Annotated in this window: 21 protein-coding genes, 1 tRNA gene, 1 other RNA gene and 1 riboswitch; of the genes, 18 read left to right on the forward strand and 5 right to left on the reverse strand. The window is 40.4% G+C overall.

Annotation, left to right across the window (positions count from 1 at the left end; genetic code table 11):
• Window positions 1-27 precede the first annotated feature (27 nt).
• Complete coding sequence (gene uvrA, locus H8S17_RS11435; protein ID WP_178050861.1) at window positions 28-2,859, forward strand: excinuclease ABC subunit UvrA; 2,832 nt, start codon at window positions 28-30, stop codon at window positions 2,857-2,859.
• Between the two features lie 272 nt (window positions 2,860-3,131).
• Here the strand turns inward: uvrA and H8S17_RS11440 are convergent, their stop codons facing one another.
• Complete coding sequence (locus H8S17_RS11440; RefSeq protein WP_186867413.1) at window positions 3,132-4,532, reverse strand: alanine/glycine:cation symporter family protein; 1,401 nt, start codon at window positions 4,530-4,532, stop codon at window positions 3,132-3,134.
• Between the two features lie 115 nt (window positions 4,533-4,647).
• Window positions 4,648-4,744: riboswitch (glycine riboswitch) on the reverse strand.
• A gap of 306 nt (window positions 4,745-5,050) precedes the next feature.
• Here H8S17_RS11440 and mreB point away from each other — a divergent pair.
• The 6 genes from mreB (at window position 5,051) to H8S17_RS11470 (ending at window position 11,319) form a co-directional block, all read left to right on the forward strand.
• The gene (gene mreB, locus H8S17_RS11445) at window positions 5,051-6,046 is read left to right on the forward strand and encodes a rod shape-determining protein (RefSeq protein ID WP_178050863.1); all 996 of its coding nucleotides are present in this window, start codon (window positions 5,051-5,053) and stop codon (window positions 6,044-6,046) included.
• Window positions 6,047-6,147: 101 nt separating this feature from the next.
• Window positions 6,148-6,948, forward strand: coding sequence for a flagellar basal-body rod protein FlgF (gene flgF, locus H8S17_RS11450; RefSeq protein ID WP_178050864.1), 801 nt, complete (start codon window positions 6,148-6,150; stop codon window positions 6,946-6,948).
• Between the two features lie 14 nt (window positions 6,949-6,962).
• Complete coding sequence (flgG, locus tag H8S17_RS11455) at window positions 6,963-7,778, forward strand: flagellar basal-body rod protein FlgG (RefSeq protein WP_178050865.1); 816 nt, start codon at window positions 6,963-6,965, stop codon at window positions 7,776-7,778.
• A 23-nt stretch (window positions 7,779-7,801) separates the two neighbouring features.
• Window positions 7,802-8,155, forward strand: a complete 354-nt coding sequence (locus H8S17_RS11460; protein WP_178050866.1) for a rod-binding protein — start codon at window positions 7,802-7,804, stop codon at window positions 8,153-8,155.
• A gap of 86 nt (window positions 8,156-8,241) precedes the next feature.
• Complete coding sequence (recD2, locus tag H8S17_RS11465; RefSeq protein ID WP_178050867.1) at window positions 8,242-10,461, forward strand: SF1B family DNA helicase RecD2; 2,220 nt, start codon at window positions 8,242-8,244, stop codon at window positions 10,459-10,461.
• Between the two features lie 267 nt (window positions 10,462-10,728).
• Complete coding sequence (locus tag H8S17_RS11470; RefSeq protein WP_186867414.1) at window positions 10,729-11,319, forward strand: tyrosine-type recombinase/integrase; 591 nt, start codon at window positions 10,729-10,731, stop codon at window positions 11,317-11,319.
• An 83-nt stretch (window positions 11,320-11,402) separates the two neighbouring features.
• Here H8S17_RS11470 and H8S17_RS11475 read toward each other — a convergent pair whose 3' ends face one another.
• On the reverse strand, window positions 11,403-12,326 hold the full coding sequence (locus H8S17_RS11475; protein WP_186867415.1) for an Rpn family recombination-promoting nuclease/putative transposase: 924 nt from the start codon (window positions 12,324-12,326) through the stop codon (window positions 11,403-11,405).
• A gap of 303 nt (window positions 12,327-12,629) precedes the next feature.
• On the reverse strand, window positions 12,630-13,532 hold the full coding sequence (locus tag H8S17_RS11480) for an Rpn family recombination-promoting nuclease/putative transposase (protein WP_186867416.1): 903 nt from the start codon (window positions 13,530-13,532) through the stop codon (window positions 12,630-12,632).
• Between the two features lie 261 nt (window positions 13,533-13,793).
• Between H8S17_RS11480 and H8S17_RS11485 the strand changes: the two genes are divergently transcribed.
• The 5 genes from H8S17_RS11485 (at window position 13,794) to ffs (ending at window position 18,033) form a co-directional block, all read left to right on the forward strand.
• Complete coding sequence (locus H8S17_RS11485) at window positions 13,794-14,069, forward strand: carbon storage regulator (RefSeq protein WP_186867417.1); 276 nt, start codon at window positions 13,794-13,796, stop codon at window positions 14,067-14,069.
• A 92-nt stretch (window positions 14,070-14,161) separates the two neighbouring features.
• Window positions 14,162-15,523 (forward strand): flagellin N-terminal helical domain-containing protein, encoded by a 1,362-nt coding sequence (locus H8S17_RS11490; protein WP_186867418.1) that lies wholly within the window; start codon window positions 14,162-14,164, stop codon window positions 15,521-15,523.
• Between the two features lie 147 nt (window positions 15,524-15,670).
• On the forward strand, window positions 15,671-16,483 hold the full coding sequence (locus H8S17_RS11495; RefSeq protein WP_186867419.1) for a hypothetical protein: 813 nt from the start codon (window positions 15,671-15,673) through the stop codon (window positions 16,481-16,483).
• A gap of 317 nt (window positions 16,484-16,800) precedes the next feature.
• Window positions 16,801-17,694, forward strand: coding sequence for an Rpn family recombination-promoting nuclease/putative transposase (locus H8S17_RS11500; RefSeq protein ID WP_186867420.1), 894 nt, complete (start codon window positions 16,801-16,803; stop codon window positions 17,692-17,694).
• 76 nt (window positions 17,695-17,770) lie between these two features.
• Window positions 17,771-18,033, forward strand: an RNA gene (gene ffs, locus H8S17_RS11505) — signal recognition particle sRNA large type.
• Window positions 18,034-18,178: 145 nt separating this feature from the next.
• Here ffs and putP read toward each other — a convergent pair.
• Entirely contained in the window at window positions 18,179-19,702 is a 1,524-nt protein-coding gene (putP, locus tag H8S17_RS11510) for a sodium/proline symporter PutP (protein WP_186867421.1), read from the reverse strand.
• A gap of 211 nt (window positions 19,703-19,913) precedes the next feature.
• On the opposite strand from putP, the gene H8S17_RS11515 reads away from it, so the two are divergent.
• From H8S17_RS11515 to H8S17_RS11535, 5 genes are read left to right on the forward strand one after another with little or no spacing between them, the layout of a single operon-like run.
• The gene (locus H8S17_RS11515; protein WP_186867422.1) at window positions 19,914-20,237 is read left to right on the forward strand and encodes a PadR family transcriptional regulator; all 324 of its coding nucleotides are present in this window, start codon (window positions 19,914-19,916) and stop codon (window positions 20,235-20,237) included.
• On the forward strand, window positions 20,234-20,878 hold the full coding sequence (locus H8S17_RS11520; RefSeq protein WP_186867423.1) for a DUF1700 domain-containing protein: 645 nt from the start codon (window positions 20,234-20,236) through the stop codon (window positions 20,876-20,878). Before H8S17_RS11515 ends, H8S17_RS11520 begins: the two co-directional genes overlap by 4 nt.
• Complete coding sequence (locus H8S17_RS11525; RefSeq protein ID WP_186867424.1) at window positions 20,875-21,774, forward strand: DUF4097 family beta strand repeat-containing protein; 900 nt, start codon at window positions 20,875-20,877, stop codon at window positions 21,772-21,774. The genes H8S17_RS11520 and H8S17_RS11525 overlap by 4 nt, the downstream gene beginning before the upstream one ends.
• A gap of 15 nt (window positions 21,775-21,789) precedes the next feature.
• The gene (locus H8S17_RS11530; RefSeq protein WP_186867425.1) at window positions 21,790-21,981 is read left to right on the forward strand and encodes a PspC domain-containing protein; all 192 of its coding nucleotides are present in this window, start codon (window positions 21,790-21,792) and stop codon (window positions 21,979-21,981) included.
• A gap of 5 nt (window positions 21,982-21,986) precedes the next feature.
• Window positions 21,987-22,511 carry a M48 family metallopeptidase gene (locus tag H8S17_RS11535; RefSeq protein WP_186867426.1) on the forward strand — a complete coding sequence of 175 codons (525 nt, stop codon included), beginning with the start codon at window positions 21,987-21,989 and terminating at the stop codon, window positions 22,509-22,511.
• A 64-nt stretch (window positions 22,512-22,575) separates the two neighbouring features.
• On the opposite strand, the gene H8S17_RS11540 is transcribed toward H8S17_RS11535, so the two are convergent.
• A tRNA-Ser gene (locus tag H8S17_RS11540) sits at window positions 22,576-22,663 on the reverse strand.
• Between the two features lie 154 nt (window positions 22,664-22,817).
• Between H8S17_RS11540 and H8S17_RS11545 the strand changes: the two genes are divergently transcribed.
• Window positions 22,818-23,891, forward strand: coding sequence for a 6-phosphofructokinase (locus H8S17_RS11545; protein ID WP_178051175.1), 1,074 nt, complete (start codon window positions 22,818-22,820; stop codon window positions 23,889-23,891).
• The last annotated feature ends 1 nt before the right edge of the window (window position 23,892 follow it).

Genomic DNA, 23,892 nt, shown 5'->3' on the forward strand with positions numbered 1-23,892 from the left:
GACAAGAACAGGAGTACAGAAAGCACGATGAAAGAAAGAAAATATATTAAGATCAGGGGAGCAAGAGAACATAATCTAAAAGGCATTGATATTGATATCCCAAGAAATGAGTTAGTAGTACTGACCGGACTGAGTGGTTCAGGAAAATCTTCCCTTGCTTTTGACACAATCTATGCAGAGGGACAGCGGCGGTATATGGAATCACTGTCGTCTTATGCAAGACAGTTCTTAGGACAGATGGAAAAACCGAATGTTGACAAGATTGAAGGTCTGCCACCGGCAATCTCGATCGACCAGAAGTCAACCAACCGCAATCCGAGATCTACAGTGGGTACAGTTACAGAGATATATGATTACTTCCGTCTGCTCTATGCAAGGATCGGTATCCCGCACTGTCCGAAATGTGGCAGGGAGATCAAAAAACAGACCGTAGACCAGATGGTAGACCAGATCCTGTCCCTGCCGGAAAGGACAAAGATACAGCTGTTAGCACCTGTTGTCAGAGGCAGAAAAGGAGAGCACCAGAAACTCTTTGAAAAAGCAAAGAAAAGCGGCTATGTACGTGTACAGGTTGATGGTAATATCTATGAACTGACAGAGGAGATCAAATTAGAGAAAAACAAAAAGCATAATATCGAGATCGTGGTAGACCGTCTGGTAGTAAAAGATGGAATCGAAAAACGTCTGACAGATTCCATTGAAAATGTATTGGAGTTATCTGATGGACTGTTAATGGTAGAAGTTATTGGCGGGGAAGTGATGAATTTTTCACAGAGTTTTTCCTGCCCTGACTGTGAGATCAGCATTGATGAGATAGAGCCGAGGAGTTTTTCATTCAACAATCCATTTGGAGCGTGTCCGGTCTGCTATGGATTAGGATATAAGATGGAATTTGACGAGGATCTGATGATACCGGATAAGAGTCTTAGTATTGCCGAAGGTGCAATCCAGGTCATGGGCTGGCAGTCCTGTACAGATCCGTCGAGTTATACGTATGCAACGTTGAAGGCACTGTCTTTAGAATATGATTTTGATCTGAATACGCCATATCAGGATCTAAGCGAAGAAGTCCGCCATATGCTGATCCATGGAACCGATGGCAGACAGGTAAAAGTATATTATAAAGGACAGCGGGGAGAAGGTGTCTATGATGTGGCATTTGAGGGACTGATACGGAATGTCCAGCGCAGATACCGTGAAACAGGTTCTGATATCATGAAGCAGGAATATGAACAGTTCATGCGTATCACACCATGTCAGGAATGTGGCGGACAGCGTTTGAAAAAATCCTCACTTGCAGTAACTGTCTGTGATAAAAATATTTACGAGATCACGAACTTGTCGATCAAGAATCTCCAGAGATATTTAGCAGAGATGGAATTGAGTGAACAACAGCAACTGATCGGAAAACAGATCTTAAAAGAAATTACATCACGAGTCGGATTTTTAGTAGATGTCGGACTGGATTATTTAAGCCTTTCAAGAGCAACAGGAACATTATCCGGTGGTGAAGCGCAGCGTATCCGTTTAGCAACACAGATCGGTTCCGGTTTAGTCGGTGTGGCTTATATTTTAGATGAACCGAGTATCGGATTGCACCAGAGGGATAATGATAAACTGCTTGCAACGTTAAAGAACTTACGTGATCTTGGCAATACACTGATCGTAGTAGAGCATGATGAAGATACGATGCGTGAAGCAGATTATATTGTGGATATCGGTCCTGGAGCCGGAGAACATGGTGGAAAAGTGATCGCAGCAGGAACCGCAGAGGAGATCATGCAGAATCCGGATTCGATCACAGGTGCATATTTAAGCGGACGGATTCAGATACCGGTACCGAAAGAACGGAGAAAACCGACCGGATTTTTAAAAGTGATCGGAGCATCAGAAAATAATCTGAAAAACGTAAATGTGGATATTCCGTTGGGAGTTATGACCTGTGTTACCGGTGTGTCAGGTTCCGGAAAAAGTTCTCTGACCAATGAAGTATTGTATAAGACACTTCAGCGGAAACTGAATCGGGCAAGAACGATACCGGGCAAGCATAAAGATATTAAAGGCTTAGAGCAGTTAGATAAAGTTATTGACATTGACCAGTCACCGATTGGAAGGACACCACGTTCAAATCCTGCAACCTATACAGGTGTTTTTGATATGATACGTGAGCTGTTTGCAGCAACACCGGATGCAAAGGCAAAAGGATATAAAAAGGGCAGATTCAGCTTTAATGTCAAAGGGGGACGGTGTGAAGCCTGTTCCGGTGACGGAATCTTAAAGATTGAGATGCATTTTCTGCCGGATGTTTATGTACCGTGTGAAGTCTGTGGTGGAAAACGTTATAACAGAGAAACCTTAGAAGTCAAATACAAAGGAAAAAGTATCTATGATGTTTTGAACATGACAGTAGAAGAAGCCTTGGAATTTTTCAAGAATGTACCGTCGATCGAGAGAAAGATCCAGACACTTTATGATGTAGGATTATCCTATATCCGTCTGGGACAGCCTTCTACAGAACTATCCGGTGGTGAGGCGCAGAGGATCAAATTAGCCACAGAATTGAGCAGAAGAAGTACCGGAAAAACAATCTATATTTTAGATGAACCGACAACCGGACTGCATTTTGCAGATGTGCATAAGCTGATCGAGATCTTGCACCGGCTGTCAGATGGCGGTAATACCGTTGTTGTGATTGAACATAATCTCGATGTGATAAAAACCGCAGATTATATCATCGATATGGGACCGGAAGGCGGAGATGGCGGTGGAACTGTTGTTGCAAAAGGAACACCGGAAGAAGTTGCAAAAGTAGAGAAATCCTATACCGGGAAATATTTACAGAAGTTTTTGAAATCATAATATAAGGAACATTTACCATACAAAAAGAGGCTGTCCGTCATGGAACAGCCTCTTATATTATTAGGGAGTTTTATATTAGGGGAGTACCCCCTGAACTAAAAGCTCAGGGAGCGTGAGTTATGAAAACTATAATAGCTTTATCAGCTAATACATATAGAAGTATAGTGAACAAATGTGATGATAATGTGACCAAAATGTAAAATGTATCTAAACTTATATAAAACATAATATTTCAGCTGTATCACATTTTTTTGGATCCTATACTATTTTTGTTATTTACTGAAAAAAGCTTTGGTTTCTTTCACAACAACTCCGCTTAAGGCAAACAGTGCGATCATATTTGGAACTGCCATCAATCCGTTAAAGATATCAGCGATCGTCCACACAGCACTGACTGTCATATAAGGTCCGATAAATACAGCAAAAATGTAGATCCAGCGGTAAATTTTTACATGTTTCATATTGCCGCCGCTTAAGTATTCCAGACAGCGTTCACTGTAGTAATCCCAACCGAGGATCGTCGTAAAGGCGAAGAATACCAGACAAAGCATCAGGATAAAGGAAGATACTTCTGCCGGGAAAGGAAGACCATTCTGGAACGCATATGTAGTTACCTGTACACCTTCTAAACCTTCGACCTGCCATGCTCCTGTAACGACAATGGAAAGTCCGGTCAGCGTACAGATCACGATCGTATCGATAAAAGTTCCGGTCATGCTGACAAGTCCCTGTCTTACAGGCTCTTTTGTCTGTGCGGCAGCCGCAGCGATCGGAGCACTACCCAGACCGGCTTCGTTTGAGAAAATACCCCGGGCAACACCTTTTTGCATAGCAACTAACATACTGCCGACGACACCGCCGGTTATTGCTTTTGGTGAAAAGGCAGCAACTACGATCGTCTTAAATGCCATCGGAACTTCGCTGATATTACAGATGATCAGGATAATTGTAAATAAGAAGTAAATGATCGCCATAAAAGGTACGATGATCTGGCTTACACTTGCAATACGTTTCACACCACCGATCAATACGGCAGCAACACAGATTGCAAGAATGAAAGATGCAATAACAACTGACCATGAGTAGCTGCCAAGGAACGGAATGGCAACACAATGTTTATCCTGTGCATCAAAGAAATTGTGAATAGCACTTGAAATACCATTTACCTGGCTGAATGTACCAATACCAAACAGACCAACACAGACACCGAAGAAAGCAAATATTTTTGCCAGCCATTTCCATTTTTCGCCCATGCCCTGTTCAATATAATAAAAAGGACCGCCAAGGCTGTGTCCGTCTTTTGCAACAATACGGTATTTTACAGCTAAAAGACCTTCAGAATATTTTGTTGCCATACCAAAGAAAGCAGTAATAACCATCCAGAATAAAGCACCCGGACCACCTGCACATACAGCCGTTGCCACACCAACGATATTTCCGGTACCGATCGTAGCACTCAATGCGGTACATAATGCGGAAAAGCTTGAGATCTCACCCTCGCCTTCTTCTTCGTTTTGTATCATCCACTTTAAGGCAAGCGGAAGTTTACGGATCTGTAAGAAACCAAGTCTTGCAGTCAACAGGATGCCACCTGCAATGATCAGGATCATTAACGGGACACCCCATACAAAATTATCAACAGTTACTAAAAAATGATTGATCGCACTCCACATGAAATTTTTCCTTCCTCTCGTTAAATTTTGGGAATTTGCGTGATGTGCCTGAACGATAGAAAAATCAGAAACCATAAGAATGGTGACAATCCCAAAAGGGAATGTAAAATATACGAATACCATCTCCGTCCTTTTACCTGAGAGATTTCATGCCGCATGGCATGTTGCCCCTTCGGTCCCCGGCATGAGCGGGTGTCTCCAGAGAGTCGATCCATTTACAGTTGCGCCGGAGTGCCCGGCACCTGAGAGTTTTACTCCTTCGGTAGACTGTTGTCATTTTCCTGCAAATTTCATCTCGAACAATAGCACTAAACTAAAATATACTGCGTATATCACATTTTTTCAAGGTGATTTATTTAGAAATTCTTAATATTATGCGATTTTTTGCAGTTTTTGGAAAAAAATTATTTGAAAAATGGAAGCATTTGTATATAATAGTGTAGTATAAGAAAAAATATGATTAAATGCACATTTTGTGCTCACAATAAATTGCAGAATAATGAAAGGGGAATCACAGCATGATTTCAACAGATATAGGAATTGATTTAGGTACTGCGAGTATTTTAGTTTATATCAAAGGCAAGGGTGTTGTATTAAAAGAGCCTTCAGTAGTTGCTTTTGACAGAGATACAAATAAGATAAAAGCGATCGGAGAAGAAGCACGTCTGATGTTAGGAAGGACACCGGGGAACATTGTTGCAGTCCGTCCACTTCGTCAGGGTGTTATTTCAGATTATACAGTTACAGAGAAAATGATCAAATATTTTATCCAGAAGGCAATCGGTAAAAAAAGTTTCCGCAAGCCGCGTATCAGTGTCTGCGTACCAAGTGGTGTTACCGAAGTAGAAAAAAAAGCAGTTGAAGATGCTACTTATAGTGCCGGAGCAAGAGAAGTTACGATCATAGAAGAACCGATTGCAGCAGCGATCGGAGCCGGAATCGATATTGCAAGACCGTGTGGTAACATGATCGTAGATATCGGTGGTGGTACAGCAGATATCGCAGTTATTTCTTTAGGCGGTTCTGTAGTAAGTACTTCGATCAAGATCGCAGGGGATGATTTTGACGAAGCAATCGTGCGTTATATGCGTAAAAAACATAATCTGCTGATCGGTGAAAGAACAGCGGAAGATATCAAGATCAAGATTGGTTCCTGTTTCCCGAACGGACGCAATGAAACGATGGATGTACGCGGACGTAACTTAGTAACAGGACTTCCTAAGACAGTTACAGTTTCTTCTGAAGAAACCGAAGATGCGCTTCGTGAACCGACATTACAGATCGTAGAAGCGGTACACAGCGTATTAGAGAAAACACCGCCAGAGTTAGCTGCTGATGTTGCAGACAGAGGAATCGTGTTGACCGGAGGCGGAGCACTGTTAAGAGGGTTAGAGGAACTGTTAGAAGACAGAACCGGAATCAATACCATGACAGCGGAAGAACCGATGACCTGCGTGGCGATCGGAACCGGAAAATTCGTAGAATTTTTAGCTGGAAAAAGAGATGAAGACTAAGGCTGGTATGTGATCTTGCCGATATAATATAGTAAGAGTATGCAGGATGCAGAACAGTTCATGGATGAGCAGGCAAACATCAATGGGAAGGAGAACTGTAGATGGTTAAAGGGTTATATACCGCTTATACCGGTATGATAGAAGAAATGCGTCGTATGGACGTTATGACAAATAACCTTGCGAATGCAAGTACGACCGGATATAAGAAAGAAGGTACGGTAAATCAGTCATTTGACGATCAGTTAGCGATTAAGATCAAAGACCGGTCAGAGGTTTTGCGAGCGAAGCGTTTAGGAGATGTTAATTTAGGTGTAAAAGTAGGAGAAACCTATAGAGATTACAGTCAGGGTTCCTTTTCTGTTACCGACAATCCATATGATCTTGCATTAGACGGAAACGGATTTTTTGCAATCGAGTTTCGGAATAAAAATGGCGAAACGTCTATCAAATATACAAGAGATGGTTCATTTACAGTAGACCAGAATGGCTATCTGATGACAAAAGACGGTGATTATGTCTTAAATGCAAATGGTGCGAGAAATACTGCCGGCGGACAGGCGAATTATGTACACATAGATCCGAATCAGGATGTGACGATCGAGAGAAACGGAGCCGTCATGCAGAATGATGTTCAGGTAGGACAGATCGGACTTGTCGATTTTGAAGATTATAATTACCTTGAAAAATATGGTGAGAACTTATATGATGCCGTAGCTGGCAGCAGGATCACTGCATCAACTGCAGGGATTGAACAGGGCTGCTTAGAAATGTCAAATGTAAATATTGTTTCAGAAATGGTAGATATGATCACGATCACCAGAGCATATGAAGCAAATCAGAAGATTATTACAACAGTCGATGAGACATTAGACAAAGCTGTAAATACAGTAGGACAGGTATAGGAGGATAAGCTGTTATGATGAGAGCTCTTTGGTCAGCAGCATCAGGAATGATTGCCCAGCAGACAAACGTAGATACAATTTCAAATAATATTGCCAATGTCAATACAACCGGATATAAATCCCAGCGTGCAGAATTTAAGTCATTGCTGTATCAGAATTTACAGACAAGAACAACAACAGCAAATGGTGAGAATAAACCGGTTCCGGCACAGGTAGGACTTGGTACAAGAGTAGCAGCAACAAATACTTTCTATACACAGGGTGCGATGCAGGCAAGTGAAAACGATACGGATTTTGCGATTGAAGGAGATGGCTTCTTTGCAGTTCGTGGAGAAGATAGAAACGTATATTATACACGTAACGGAAGTTTTAACTGGTCAGTTGGCAACAATGGAATGACACTTTGTACTTCGGAAGGTTATCCGGTGTTAGATTCCAATGGGAATGAAATCCGTATTCCAAATGGTGTTACAAGTGGCAGTATGGTCATTTCAACAGATGGAGCAGTCGGCTACCGCACAACCGCAGGTACTTATGTAGCTATGAACCAGACGATTGGATTATATCAGTTTAACAATCCGGCAGGTTTAGAGAAGATGTCAAGAAGCCTGTTAGCACAGACGGCAGCATCAGGAGCAGCATTGAATGAAGCAACAGCAAATGGTCTGACAAAGAGTGTGATACATCAGAATTATTTAGAAGGTTCGAATGTGCAGATTGCAGATGAAATGGTCAATCTGATCGTTGCACAGAGAGCGTATGAATTAAATTCAAAAGCAATTCAGGCATCTGATGAAATGTTACAGCAGGCAAACAGCTTAAGGCGATAAGCGGCAGATAGGAGGAATTGCAGATGGGAATAGGCATTAACAGTATTTCAGCAATGATAGACCAGACAAACAGTTCTGCTGCAAATAGTAAGACAAATGCATTACAGAGTAAGTTAGACGGTGATCTTTCTACTGCTTCTGATGAAGAACTGATGGATGTATGTAAGGATTTTGAAGCCTATTTTGTGGAACAGGTATTAAAAGAAGTAGAAAAGACCATTCCAAAGCAGGAAGATGAAGATTCATCCATGTCACAGCTGACAGATTATTTTAAGGATGAGATGATACAGGAACTTGCAACAGAAGTTTGTGACCAGCAAAGTTTAGGACTTGCACAGCAGATGTATGAGCAGATGAAACGTAATTATTCTTTATAAAAGTTGTAACTAGGAAGGTACTGGAATAGTTACAGAAAGATAAGCATTGGATGTATGGGTAACGTACATCCATTCTTTTTATTTGAATGTTCTATCAGGGAGGAACGGAAGTGGAAGAACTCAAAGGCTATGTAGACCATATTATTTTTCGGAATCCAGACAATGGCTATACCGTATTTGTCATGGTATGTGATGAAGAACTGACTTGTGTCGGCACCTTTTCCATGCTCAGTGAAGGAGAGAATATCATGGTAAAGGGAGAATACACAGAGCATCCGATGTATGGAAAGCAGTTTACGGTTCAGACATTAGAAGAATGTGAACCGGAAGATGAAGCGTCAATGGAACGCTATTTAGGTTCCGGTGCGATCAAAGGAATCGGAGCTGCATTGGCAGCAAGGATTGTCCGGCGTTTTAAGAAAGATACCTTTCGGATCATAGAAGAAGAACCGGAACGCTTAGTAGAGGTAAAAGGTATCAGTGAACGTAAGGCGATGGAGATTTCAGATCAGGTTGCAGAAAAAAGAGATCTGCGGCAGGCAATGATATTTTTACAGCAGTATGGAATTTCGTTAAATCTGGCAGTTAAGATCTATGGAATATATCAGCAGGATATTTACCGCATTATCAAAGAAAATCCATATCAGCTAGCAGATGATGTGCAGGGAGTCGGATTTAAGATCGCAGACGAGATTGCGGCAAAAGCAGGCATACGGACTGATTCGGATTTCCGTATCAGAAGCGGGATATTATACACATTGTTACAGGCAACGGCAGAAGGCCACACATATCTTCCACAAAAAGAATTGACAAAACGTACCGTAGAGCTCTTAGGAGTAGAACCGGAACATATTGAAGAACATTACATGAATCTTTCCATTGATAAAAAGATCATTATAAAAGGCGACCATATTTACGGAGCGGCATATTACTATATGGAAGCTTCTGTTGCGTCCATGCTGCAGGAATTAGATATCAAATATGATGTGCCGGAAATAGAAATGGAACTGCGTATCAGCCAGATTGAGAAACACAGCGGTATGGAACCGGATGAGATGCAGATACTTGCAGTAAAAGAGGCGGTGAAAAACGGTCTTTTGGTCATCACCGGTGGTCCGGGAACAGGAAAGACGACGACGATCAATACGATCATTCGATATTTTGAATCAGAGGGCATGGATATTGCACTTGCGGCACCGACAGGACGGGCGGCAAAGCGGATGAGTGATACAACAGGATATGAAGCAAGGACGATCCACCGCATGTTAGAGTTAAACGGTGGAATGGATGGTAATGCAGGATTTTCGAGAAATGCAGATCATCCGTTAGAAACAGATGTTATCATCATTGACGAGATGTCCATGGTAGACATCAATCTGATGTATGCCCTGTTAAAAGCAGTAACAGCAGGGACACGCCTGATCTTAGTAGGAGATGTGAACCAGCTTCCGAGTGTAGGACCGGGCAGCGTCTTAAAGGATATCATAGATTCAGAAGCATTTCCGGTTGTAAAATTAACGAAGATCTTCAGACAGGCAACGCAGAGTGACATTATCATCAATGCACATAAGATCAATGATGGAGAAGAAGTGGTACTGGATAATAAAAGTATGGATTTCTTCTTTTTAAAACGGTATGAAGCAGATAAGATCATCAATGTGACAATCCAGCTGATCGCCCAGAAATTACCAAAATTCGTAGATGCATCTCCGTTTGACATTCAGGTATTGACACCGATGCGGAAAGGACTGCTGGGCGTGGAGCGGCTGAATGGTATTTTGCAGCAGTATTTGAATCCAAAGTCTGAGGATAAAAAAGAACGGGAGCATGGCAGTCATATTTTCCGGGAGGGCGATAAAGTCATGCAGACTAAAAATAACTATCAGTTAGAATGGGAGATCCGAAGTAAATACGGTTTTGCGATCGATAAAGGCTTAGGGGTGTTTAATGGTGATATGGGGATCATCAAAGAGATCAATGAATATGCGGAAACCATGACGGTAGAGTTTGATGAGGGAAGAATGGTAGATTATTCGTTAAAAAATTTAGATGAACTCGAACTCGCCTATGCGATCACCATTCATAAGTCGCAGGGATCTGAATATCCGGCAGTTGTGATCCCGTTATTAAACGGTCCGCAAATGTTGATGAACCGGAATCTGTTGTATACAGCCGTTACAAGGGCAAAAAAATGTGTAACATTAGTCGGGGACGAAAACACCTTTGTTTCCATGATACAAAATACCAGACAGCAGAAGCGTTACACCGGTCTTGGTGAGGAAATCAGAAAATTGGTGAGTGCATGATCGCCCCGCAGAAATTGACAAAAAATGACATTTAAAGCATAAATAATTACAAGTGGAAAAAAACAGAGGTAACACAATGTATAATGTGTTACCTCTGTTTCACTATATATATCGGCTGACAGAGAGAATACTTAACCCCTAATCATATTTTTTTTATAATTCGGTGAAAAAGTACCATAGGTGTCTTTACGAATAGTGCAGAATGGACTGCTGTTTTATAGAAAAAAATATGATGGTTTACATCTGCAAAAAGTAAGGAGAACGATTATGAACACAGCACAGCCTATCAGAAAGCAACAGGATCTAGAAGCATTTATGGATTATTACAAGACAGTCAACCAAAATCCGAGAAACCAGTTATTGATCAGCATGGGACTAAATACGGCACTTCGGATATCGGATCTGTTATCATTGAAGTGGGAAAATGTGTATGACGAAAAGAAAAACAGATTTTTAGGTCATATTGAACTGATCGAAGCAAAGACCGGAAAGCTAAACTGCATTTATATGAATGACAGCATCAAACAGGCACTTCTTGCATATGGCAGCTATGTCAGAGAGCATACCGGCAGAAAATTAAGCGGCAGTGATTATTTGTTTAAGGGTAATAAAAACACACCCATTTCAAGAGTACAGGCGTACCGTATTATTCGTAAAGCAGCCGATGGCTGTGAACTATCCGGAGTGATCAGTCCGCATTCCCTGCGGAAAACATTTGGTTATCATGCATGGAAACAGGGAACACCGCCGGTGCTTTTAATGGAGATCTATCATCATTCTTCATTCAGCATTACACAGCGTTATCTCGGTATAGAACAGGATGACCGGGATGAAGTTTTTAAAAATATCTGTCTGTAAATGCAAAAATCAGCTGTAAGTTCAGATATTTCTCTGAATCTTACGGCTGATTTTATGATTACTGTGGTATCCTTCAGAATATATTACTGATCAGTGTTCTGGCTATTAAATCGATCTAAAAATTCTTCCGCATTGCTGCAGGCAATAGCAGTGTGATGCATTTCTGTCAGAATTTTCGTATCAGAGGTATTATCCAGTAAATGTGTGATCGCATCAGAAGTGATATGCCGAATATTAAAAATATCCAGTACGGCTGCTCTTAATGCTTCGGCTTTACCTTTCTGTATACCTTTCTGTATGCCTTTTTGTATACCTTCCTGTTTTCCTTCTTCCTTACCGGCTTGAAACTCCTCCTGCATCAATTCTTCGATCATCATAAAGCGTTCCTCCATCTGACGGCTGTTCTTTATATCATGAACACTTTTTTGGAGTTGTCTGACATAAGAATCACCGTAATCTTCTGAAAATACTGTTTCCTCTGCTTCAATGTAATGTAACAGTTCAACTAATTCTTCCGGCACTTCGGATTCGTTTGTTCCCTTTGTACTTAAGAATATCGTATGTCTGCCATTCTGTAAAGGACTATTTGTTTCTTTACAGATTTCTTCAAAGGTATAGCGGTATTTCCTGTCCCCAAATGGATCAAAATCACACACGAAAATCACATATGCCTCTGGTAAGGTTTCATATCCCTCAGAAGGGCATAGTTCACACATGTCGATCTGATCGTGATAATAACGGGTTCTGCGTGGCAGATTATGTTTTGGCTGGATCTGCATTTCGATATTAAATGCTTTTGAATTTCCCTTTGCATAGACATCCAGACGGATACCATGATAGTCGGGATGATAGATAAGACTTTTCTCTTTGTCTACAACAACATGATCAATCTGCATGTCAAGTGCCCGTTCTAAAAATCCTAAACAGTTGGCTTCATCTGTCATGACTGTTGTAAACATGAAATTATCTTTAATTGTAAGCTGCTGTAAGGTTCGTTTTTTCCCCATAGATAGTTTCCTCCATGCGAAGGATACCACGAGAAGACTGTAACACAAAATCATGCCTGATACAATTCGATCGCAGGATAGTTTATAGAACTTTTAGAACTGTTGTATTTCATTGAACTGAGCAAAGCAAAAACCTGAAAATTAAACTGCATTATATGAATGACAGCATCAAACAGGCATTTCTTGCATATGGCAGTGATGCCGGAGAATATACCGCATTATTTGAAAATCAGCCGTAAGATCCAGAGAAATCTCTGGGCTTACGGCTGATTTTATGATTACTGTGGTATCCTTCAGAATATATTACTGATCAGTATTCTGGCTATTAAATCGATCTAAAAATTCTTCCGCATTGCTGCAGGCAATAGCAGTGTGATGCATTTCTGTCAGAATTTTCGTATCAGAGGTATTATCCAGTAAATGTGTGATCGCATCAGAAGTGATATGCCGAATATTAAAAATATCCAGTACGGCTGCTCTTAATGCTTCAGCTTTACCTTTCTGTTGTATACCTTCCTGTTTCCCTTCTTCCTTACCGGCTTGAAACTCCTCCTGCATCAATTCTTCGATCATCATAAAGCGTTCCTCCATCTGACGGTTGTTCTTTATATCATGAACACTTTTTTGGAGCTGTCTGACATAAGAATCACCGTAATCTTCTGAAAATACTGTTTCCTCTGCATCAATGTAGTGTAACAGTTCAACTAATTCTTCCGGCACTTCGGATTCGTTTGTTCCCTTTGTACTTAAGAATATCGTATGTCTGCCATTCTGTAAAGGACTATTTGTTTCTTTACAGATTTCTTCAAAAGTATAGCGGTATTTCCTGTCCCCAAATGGATCAAAATCACACACGAAAATCACATATGCCTCTGGTAAGGTTTCATATCCCTCAGAAGGGCATAGTTCACACATGTCGATCTGATCGTGATAATAACGGGTTCTGCGTGGCAGATTATGTTTTGGCTGGATCTGCATTTCGATATTAAATGCTTTTGAAATTCCCTTTGCATAGACATCCAGACGGATACCATGATAGTCGGGATGATAGATAAGACTTTTCTCTTTGTCTACAACAACATGATCAATCTGCATGTCAAGTGCCCGTTCTAAAAATCCTAAACAGTTGGCTTCATCTGTCATGACTGTTGTAAACATGAAATTATCTTTAATTGTAAGCTGCTGTAAGGTTCGTTTTTTCCCCATAGATAGTTTCCTCCATGCGAAGGATACCACGAGAAGACTGTAACACAAAATCATGTCCGATACAATTCGATCGCAGGATAGTTTATAGAACTTTTATGTTTATTGGAACATCAGTAAACAGCAGTATTTTTGAGCGTACCACTAACAGGATGTAACACAATATACATTGTGTTACATCCTCATCATAAATATACGACTGGCATTTCGAAGTTAGTATACCACGGTATTTATGGATAAATACATGAAAACAAGGAGGTTCAAATGCTGAAATTAACGTTAAAACCGGGAGAGTACATTGATATAGGAAAAGATATCAGAGTTGTTTTTTCGGGAGGTTCTGCAAATAACATTCATCTGCTCGTAGATGCACCAAGGGAATTGGATATCGCCAGAAGTAATTCAACTACATATAAAAAGAAAAATCAGTATTTTGCTGAAAAACCAATTTCAAAAGAAGCACAAAAAGAGATAGCTGATATTCTAAAGCGGGAAAAACGTACAGAAAAAGTTATTTACAGAGTAGAACACAATCGGTAATAACACCGGGCTAACCTAGGGGCACGGTTTATTATATAACATTCGGGAAAGGAATCCCGAAACAAAAATCATATCACATGGAGGTACATATTATGGTAGTACAACACAATTTACAGGCAATGAATGCCAACAGAATGTTAGGAATCACAACAAGCGCACAGAGCAAATCCACAGAGAAATTATCATCCGGCTATAGAATCAACCGTGCAGCAGATGATGCAGCAGGACTTTCCATTTCTGAGAAAATGAGAAAACAGATCCGTGGATTAGATCAGGCATCTACAAATGCACAGGATGGTATCTCCTGCGTGCAGACAGCAGAAGGTGCATTGACAGAAGTTCATTCCATGTTACAGAGAATGAATGAGTTAGCTGTGCAGGCTTCTAATGGAACATTATCTAATGAAACAGATCGTCAGGCAATTCAGGATGAAATCGATCAGTTAGTTACAGAAATTGACCGTGTATCTGAAACAACCAAGTTTAATGATATTTATCTGTTAAAGGGCGATGGATCAGAAACAAGGACAAAAGATGTGACTACAGGTATGACGGCTGCATATAAAACTGCACCGACCAAGACAGTCGAAACGATAGCTGGTAAGACTGCTGCTGACGTTGCAGCTTTAGGTCTTTATGAAGCTGGAAGTGCAACTAAAATACAAACATTAGATGACTTAAAAGCCTTGGTTGAAGTTGGATCTGATGGAAATTTGAAATTAAAAGATGGAAAGGCTTTGTATACAGCAGCACCAGATACTACAGGTCAGTATGGCGCACAAGTGACAGCAAAAAAGGCTGATTTTGCTACTACAGTTGGAACGATTTTTACAGTTGGTTCTTCATCATTGAAAGATAGTTCTGGAAACGAGGTTAAGGATGCAGATTTAAAGAATTATTTTAATGAGGACGGAACTTATAAAGGTGGACTTTATAAAAATAATGATGCAGGTGCATCAACAGAAGTTGGTGCAGAGCAGATTAAAACTTATGTGAATGTAACAGCAGGAACCACAACGCAGGAAGATTATGAAGCAACAAAAGCCTTAGAGTTTAAATTACATGTAGGTGCAGAAAGTGCAGTCGATAACAAGATTGGTGTCAAGATTGAGGCTATGTCCGCAAAAGGAATCGGTGTTGATGTCCTTTCAGGCAGCGGACTAAAGACACAGGACGATGCAACAAATGCTATTGATACAATTTCTAATGCAATCCAGAAAGTATCTTCCCAGCGTTCTGCTCTTGGTGCAGTCCAGAACCGTTTGGAGCATACGATCGCTAACTTAGACAACGTTGTTGAAAATACCACAGCAGCAGAATCCCGTATCCGTGATACAGATATGGCAGAAGAAATGGTTACTTACTCTAAGAACAACATTCTTGCTCAGGCTGGTCAGTCTATGCTTGCACAGGCAAATCAGTCTACACAGGGCGTTCTTTCCTTATTACAGTAATTGTAACCACAACGAATATAAGTACATATGCAAAAGGAACCACTTTGGTTCCTTTTGTTTTATAAGATGCACAATCGGAATCTTTTGAAAAGAAACTTTTTTGACTTGATTTTCGAGAGAACATGAAGATGTCTGGGAGGAAAATATATGCAATTACAAAATGAAGTACGATATAAAGATGAATCATTTTATATTGGAAATGGGACATTTGTAACATCTGATATTTGTATTCCTTTAAATGCAATTTCTACGATCAAAGTTCAAGGAAAGAAAACGATCAATCTCAATCTGGTTCTTCCTATGATAGCGATTGGGGTGCTGTTATTATTGATCCCTTCTTTGCGGATTGCAGGATGTTTTCTTTTTGCTTGTGGATTGATAACATTAGGATGTTTGTTCCTGGTTCGATATCTGGATAAATATGGTCTTGTGATCCAGGTAAATTCCGGAGTATCATATCTGTTTGAACATGAAGATTTAGAGTTTATACGAAAAATAGCAGATATCATTAGAAAGGGGTTAGATGATTCAATGAAGAATACGACATTTGTGGATATGAGTAATTCTATGATCAAACCAAATTTTAATGGCAATCCATCATTTCAGAATTTTGGGGAAAATAACCAATTTGACAATACCATGATAACTGGTAGTACAGGAGAGGCTAGAAAGGATTCACGCGATACGATTTCAAATACGACTGTAAATGCTTTTTCTGAAGAAGAATGGCATAAAATGGAAACATATTTTCATAAGCGTGCAGCAGATCTTGGTGAGGGGAATCAGGCTTATCTGCCATGTAAGAAGATGGAATTATGTGCAAGAAAAAAGGATCTTCAAGGTCTGTGGAAATTGATGAAAGGTATAGGCAAAACAACATTAGTCACTGTGCTTGAGAAAATGTCAGAATCTGGCGTGGAAGCAATATTCCGTAAACTGATCAGCATGATGCCAAAATAAAATGTTGTTAGACTCATGGAGAACTAAATAAAATGATAGCTATGAAATGAAGCGGCCAGCTTAGAGAATGGATGGTATGTTTGACATATTGCCAAAATTCAGAGCTGGTCATTTTTTTATGCGAAAATATGTTTTGCAAATACATAGTATTTGCAAAACAAAAGAATCCATGTTACACTCAGAAAAAGCATATTTTCTAAACTTCAAATCAAGAAATCTGTTAAATTCTAAACATTCAGAAAACCCATGCTTTTAAATCCAAAAAACAAAAAAGAGCAGGGGTACTGAAGACTCCTGCATCATAAGGAGGACAAGAAATGACAGAAGCAAAAGTAAACCGGAAGTATAAGGACACCATATTTCGTATGCTGTTTAAAGAGAAAGAGAATCTTTTAAGTTTGTACAATGCGGTAAATGGAACATCGTACGTTGATACAGATGGATTAGAGATCACGACTTTGCAGGATGCGGTATATATGAACTACAAAAACGATGTTTCATTTGTATTTGATTTTGAACTGAATTTGTATGAACATCAGTCCACTGTCAATCCCAATATGCCATTGCGGGATCTGATCTACGTTACAACAGTCTTACAGGGCATTATCCGAGATGAGGATTTTTATAGTTCAAAGCTGATCAAACTGCCGACACCGAGATTTGTAGTCTTTTATAACGGTACAGAACCACAACCGCACAAGCAGATATTAAGATTATCAGATGCCTATGAAAAACAGTTAGATCTGCCGGAATTAGAATTATGTGTTACAGTTTATAATATAAACTATGAAGAAAATAAAGAGTTGTTAGAAGCGTGCAAGGTATTGAAAGAATATGCACAATATGTAGCGATGGTTCGAAAATTTGCAATGGAAAAACCACTTGCAGAAGCAGTAGAACAGGCAGTCGATACCTGCATAAAAAACGGTATCTTAGAAGATTTTCTAAGGAAGAACCGAGCGGAGGCGATAGAAATGAGTATTTTTGAATATGATGAAGAAAAGCATTTGACGAGTGAGAGGGAAATCTGGAAGCAGGAAGGTATTTTAGAAGGACGGAAAGCTGGGATTCACGAAGGAAGGCAAGAAGGCGAATCCAGATTAGCAAAATTATTAGAGTTAATGCTACAAGGGAATAAAAAGGACAATGTAGAAAAAGCACTTGCAGATGCAGAGTATCGAGAAAAATTATACAAAGAATATCACTTATAACATTCGAACTGGGTAACACTGAGTATATGCGGCAAAGCATTTGACAAATAACTAAAAAAACGATATACTTAAATCTCCGAGCAGCCGGGGTGGCAGCGGTACCCTGTATCAGCAATCCGCTATAGCTGAGGTGATATTCTGCCGAGGGTCTTTTGATTGCAAAGCTGCCCTTTATAAGTGGCGATGACGCTTGGGTCTTGCGCAACAGGAATTTACGAACCGGGTCAGGTCAGGAATGGAGCAGCCCTAAGTAAACACTCTTGTGTGCCGTGAGGGTGCCTGGGCTGAGTTAACTGTAAAGGTAACGTTTGTGATCAGGATTCGAAGCAGGATGCTCGGTTTAAAATGTTTATAATAATGATATACAAATCCCCATTTGACATATAAATGTCAGATGGGGATTTTTGCTGACTGAAAAACTGGTCAATACAGATGAAAACACATATCTCTATAATAGAAAATATATGATATGAAAAGTCAATTCTTAGATAGAATCAAATTCCTTCAAAATTTCTTCATCCGGTGCTTCTGTAAGCAGACTTACAACAATAATGAATACACAGGCAACTAAGAATGCCGGAAGTAATTCATAAACGTTCCAAGCACCACCAATCGGACGTACCAGATATTTCCAGATAAATACCATAGCACCACCGGAGATCATGCCGGCAAGCGCACCAAAGCGGTTCGTTCTTCTCCAGAAAAGAGAAAACAGCATAACCGGACCAAAAGAAGCTCCAAATCCTGCCCATGCAAAGGATACAATACCGAAAACAGAACTGTTCGGATCTCTTGCAATAATGACACCGATAACGGCGATGATGATAACCGTAAGACGGGCGGACAACATTTTCGCTTTTTGTGACATATCAAGATGAAGCACTTCTTTTAAAATATTTTCAGAAATACTAGATGAAGCAGCTAAAAGCTGGGAATCTGCTGTTGACATCGTAGATGCAAGGATTCCGGCAAGGATCACGCCTGCTAAGAGTACAGCGATAGTACTGTGCTGGCTTAATAACTGTGCAGTTTTGATGATCAGTGTTTCAGAATTTGATCCTTCAAGCACCTCTAAAGCACCATTTTTTGTCATGCTGTATCCAACAATACCGATGAATACGGCAACTGCCATGGAAATGACAACCCAGATAGAAGCAACCCTTCTTGAAAGCGTTAATTTACGTTCATCTTCAATCGCCATAAAACGAAGAAGGATATGTGGCATACCAAAGTAACCAAGCCCCCATGCGATCGTAGATACAATGCTGATAAAACCATAATTGTTAGCGGTATTATTTGCTGCATCATGGATATGTGTCAAAGAAAGATATCCCGGAAGGGCAGATGCATTAGCCATAACAGCATCTAAACCGCCTGCAGTTGATACTCCAAAACATACTACGATAATCAAAGCAATCGTCATAACGATACTTTGGATAAAATCGGTAGTACTTGCTGCTAAAAATCCGCCTAATGCTGTATAGCCAACGATAACAATGGCACTGATGATCATGGCTGGCAGGTAAGAAATACCAAATAAGCTGGAAAACAGCTTTCCGCAGGCTGCAAAGCCGGATGCAGTGTATGGAATAAAGAAAATTACGATAATAATGGCAGAAATACCTAATAAAGTGTGACTTTTATCACGGAAACGATTGGAAAAGAAATCCGGTACTGTGATGGCATTTCCGGCAACGGCTGAATAACGGCGCAGACGTTTTGCAACGATCAGCCAGTTTAAATAAGTTCCGATTGCAAGACCAATGGCTGTCCAGCCCGCATCTGCAATACCGGTTAAATAAGCTACTCCCGGAAGTCCCATCAACAGCCAGCTGCTCATATCTGAAGCCTCAGCACTCATTGCTGTTACAAGAGGTCCTAATTTACGTCCCCCTAAATAGAAGTCGTTTACATCATTTGTTTTTTTGGAAAACCAGATACCAATGCCTATCATGCCAAGCAGGTAGACAAGGATAACTATGAAAATTCCTACTGTTGTTCCTGTCATATTTCTCTCCTTTTTTTGTTTTTTCATGGAAACTGCAAAAAAATACTTTTTTCGATATCTCATGCAAAAATCCTATGCTAGTATAGCATTTTTGCATAAATATCACAATAAAAATAAATAGGTGTTGACAAAATAATATTATACAGTATATAGTATTAAATATAAAATAGTATTGCACATAAAATAATACTATATGGCAAGGAGTGATGGAATGGTATTTAACACAGGGGCAGCATTATTAGACGCGATCGTTCTTGCTGTTGTTGCCAAGGAAGAAGAAGGGACATATGGATACCGGATCACACAGGATGTCCGTAAAGCGATCGATATATCTGAATCTACATTATATCCAGTATTAAGACGTCTACAAAAAGACAGGTATCTGGCTGTCTACGATTTAGAATGTGGAGGGCGAAACCGCAGGTACTATAAACTGACAGATGCAGGTGCAGTAAAATTAGAAGACTATAAAAGAGAATGGGCAGATTATTCAAAAAAAATATCCAGCCTGTTTTCAGGAGAGGAGTTAGAATGAACAGAAAGGAATTTCTAAAACAGCTGGAGGAACTGTTAAGTGACATACCCGAAGCGGAACGCAGAGATGCGATGAATTATTATCAGAATTATTTTGATGATGCCGGAGTTGAACAGGAACAGACAATTTTAGAAGAACTTGGTTCGCCGGAAAAGGTAGCAGAGAGTATCAAAAGAGATCTGTTTGGAGAGAACTACGATGCTTATGTAAAAGCAAAGCAGGAAAAACAGCAGGAAACGATCGAAAAACAGCAGCGTGAGAATCGGACACTGCGAAATATACTGATCGTTGTTGCCTTAGTACTTACCTTTCCCATCTGGATTGGTCTTGTCGCATTAGCATTTGGCATTTTAGTTACGGTTTTTGCAGGTTTGTTTGGTGTTGCAGTTGCAGTCATTGCGGTTGTGGCAGCGTGTCTGTTTGCAGGTGTTGCTGTAACAGTCATCGGTATGATCAAGGCAGTTGCAGGATTTCCGGCAGTTGGGCTGATCGTCATAGCGGGTGGACTGCTGGTATTTATGATCGGCATCTTAGGAGTTGTTGCATTGGTATGGATCTTTGGAAGAATTTTCCCATGGCTGATACGTGCGATTGTCAGACTGTGTAAAAGACCATTTCAGAAAAGGGGGGCTTCAATATGAAAATTTTCACAAAAATATGCCTGATCATCAGCGCAGTATGTTTAGGGCTTGCCATCGTATGCTTAGGTGTAGGAACAGCACTTGGCAGTGGCGTGAGGGAAGTAAAACAGATGGCAGATAATGGTGAACTTGATATGGGTAACTGGCATATTGGCAACTGGGGATTTTATTATGGTTCAGATGAAACAGATACGGTGAACCAGACAGGAACTCTTTCAAAAGAGGATATAGATTCACTGGAAATTGATCTTGATTACGGAGAGATTTATTTGGAAAAAAGTGAATCCGAAGATATTGAGATCAAAGTAAATGCACCGGAATCGTTTCGTTATAAATGCGAAAACAATGACGGAACTCTTCTGTTAAAAAGTAAAAATTCTTCAAGAAAGTGGCGTAATTCTGAAATTACAATTACAGTTGCTATTCCAAGTGGAATGGAATTTGATGAAGTAGATATAAATACAGATGCAGGCAGAGTGGAAAGCAACTGTGAATTAGTGGCAGATATGATCGACCTGAATGTGGATGCCGGGGAATTGGTGGCAGAAGATGTAGAAGCTGATGATGTATCAATCGATATCGGAGCAGGAAGAGTTGAGATTGACAATTTAGAGGCGGATACTTTAAAGGTAGACTGTGGAGTCGGAAAAGCAGAGATTTCCGGCACAGTTTCCGATAAAGTTAAAGCAGACTGTGGTGTTGGAAGCGTTTTGATGCACCTTGACGGAAAGGAGGAAGATTACGATTATAAGATCAGCTGTGGTCCGGGATCAGTTAACGTAAATGGTGAAACCTATCGTTCCCTTTCTACGGACAAAAAGATCAATAATCATAGTGACAGAGAAATTGATTTGGATTGCGGTATCGGTGAAATTGAAGTATTATTAAGTGAATAACAGGAGGTAAAGGATATGGAACAGAAAAGATTATATAAATCATCAACAAATCGGGTATTATGTGGTGTATGCGGTGGAATCGGAGAATATTTTAATATTGATCCTACGATCATCCGTTTAATATTTGTATTATTTATATTTGGAGTAGGAAGCGGACTTCTGGCATATATTGTTGCGGCGATCATCATGCCGGAGCAGAAATATTAAAACAGATGATTCGTAACGGAATTTATACAGATGGAAGAATTCTGCCGTTTGGTAATGGAACGATCTGTCTGAAACGTATCAGAAACCGGGATGATAAGCATATCCGCATATACCGGAAACATGCAGAAGACGGCTCTTATCTATTGTGTATGGTATCAGGGATAGAAAATAATGAGCCGGCATACCGGGCAGCCGTAACAGGCTGGTTTCGGGAATATGCGAGAGTACATCTGAAAGAAAAAGCAGACTTTTATGCAAAAGAAATGCAGGTGACTTTTAATCGGATAGCGATCAAAGAGCAGAAAACCCGCTGGGGAAGCTGCAGTTCGAAAGGGAATATCAATTTCAACTGGAAACTGATGCTGATGCCGGAACAGATACAGGATTATGTGGTTGTACATGAACTCGCGCACCGCATTCAGATGAATCATTCGGAAGCCTTCTGGCAGATCGTGGAGTCCATTCTGCCGGAGTACCAGACATGTATACAGTGGATGCGGAAACATGAGAGAGAGATTATGCAATATTAAGAAAAGTGCCGGAAACCATTGATTTTACGAACAAAATCACGATTCCCGGCACTTTTTCACATACCGCAGACGGCGGGATTCGAACCCGCGTGCCGGTTGCCCGGCTAACTGATTTCGAGTCAGCCCCGTTATGACCACTTCGATACGTCTGCATACTGGTGTAGCGGTAAAACTGCTACCCGGTAACTATACCATATAATTTCATACAGTTCAATAAAGAAAGTTGTATAAGATAAAAAAATATACTATAATAAATTGTAAATTGTTTTTTCATCCAACAGAAAAAGAGAAAGGACTGCATGACTTATGAAACGAATTGGTATGTTGACAAGTGGTGGTGACTGCCAGGCATTAAATGCAGCAATGCGTGGGGTAGTCAAGGGGTTAAGTAATAATGTTGATGAATTGGAAGTATATGGTTTTTATGATGGATATAAAGGTCTGATCTATGGAAAATACAGACTGCTGACAGCAGCGGATTTTTCAGGAATCCTTACAAAAGGCGGCACGATCTTAGGATCTTCCAGACAGCCGTTTAAACTGATGAGAGTACCGGATGAAAATGGTCTTGATAAGGTAGAAGCGATGAAGCAGACCTATTACAAATTAAATCTTGACTGTTTAGTCATTCTTGGGGGAAATGGTACACAGAAAACAGCCAATCTGCTTCGGGAAGAAGGCTTAAATATCATCCATCTGCCGAAGACGATCGATAATGACATCTATGGCACAGATGTGACATTTGGTTTCCAGAGTGCGATCAATATTGCAGCAGAAGCCATCGATTGTATCCATACGACAGCCGCATCCCATAACCGCGTATTTATTGTGGAAGTCATGGGACATAAAGTAGGCTGGCTGACACTTTATGCAGGAATTGCAGCAGGTGCAGATATCATTCTTTTGCCGGAGATCCCATATGATATCGACAAGGTGACAGAAGCGATCCAGAAACGTACCAATGCAGGAAAAGGATTTACGATCCTTGCAGTCGCAGAAGGTGCGATCTCCAAAGAAGATGCACAGCTTACAAAGAAAGAATATAAAAAGAAATTAGAAAAATCTCCATACCCTTCTGTATCGTATGAGGTAGCAGAGAGAATCAGGGAAAAAACAGGAACCGAAGTGCGCGTGGCAGTTCCGGGACATACACAAAGAGGGGGAAGCCCATGTCCGTATGACCGTGTACTCTGCAGCCGTTTAGGTGCAGCAGCAGCACAGGCAATCTTAGAAGAAGATTATGGTTATATGATCGCTATGATCAATAATAAGACAACCCGTGTTCCACTTGGCGATGTAGCCGGAAAATTAAAAACAGTAGAACCGGATTCCCAGATCATCAAAGAAGCAAAGACCATGGGAATCAGTTTTGGAGATTAAA

Source organism: Roseburia zhanii, from assembly GCF_014287635.1.
Taxonomy (GTDB): Bacteria; Bacillota; Clostridia; order Lachnospirales; family Lachnospiraceae; genus Roseburia_B; species Roseburia_B zhanii.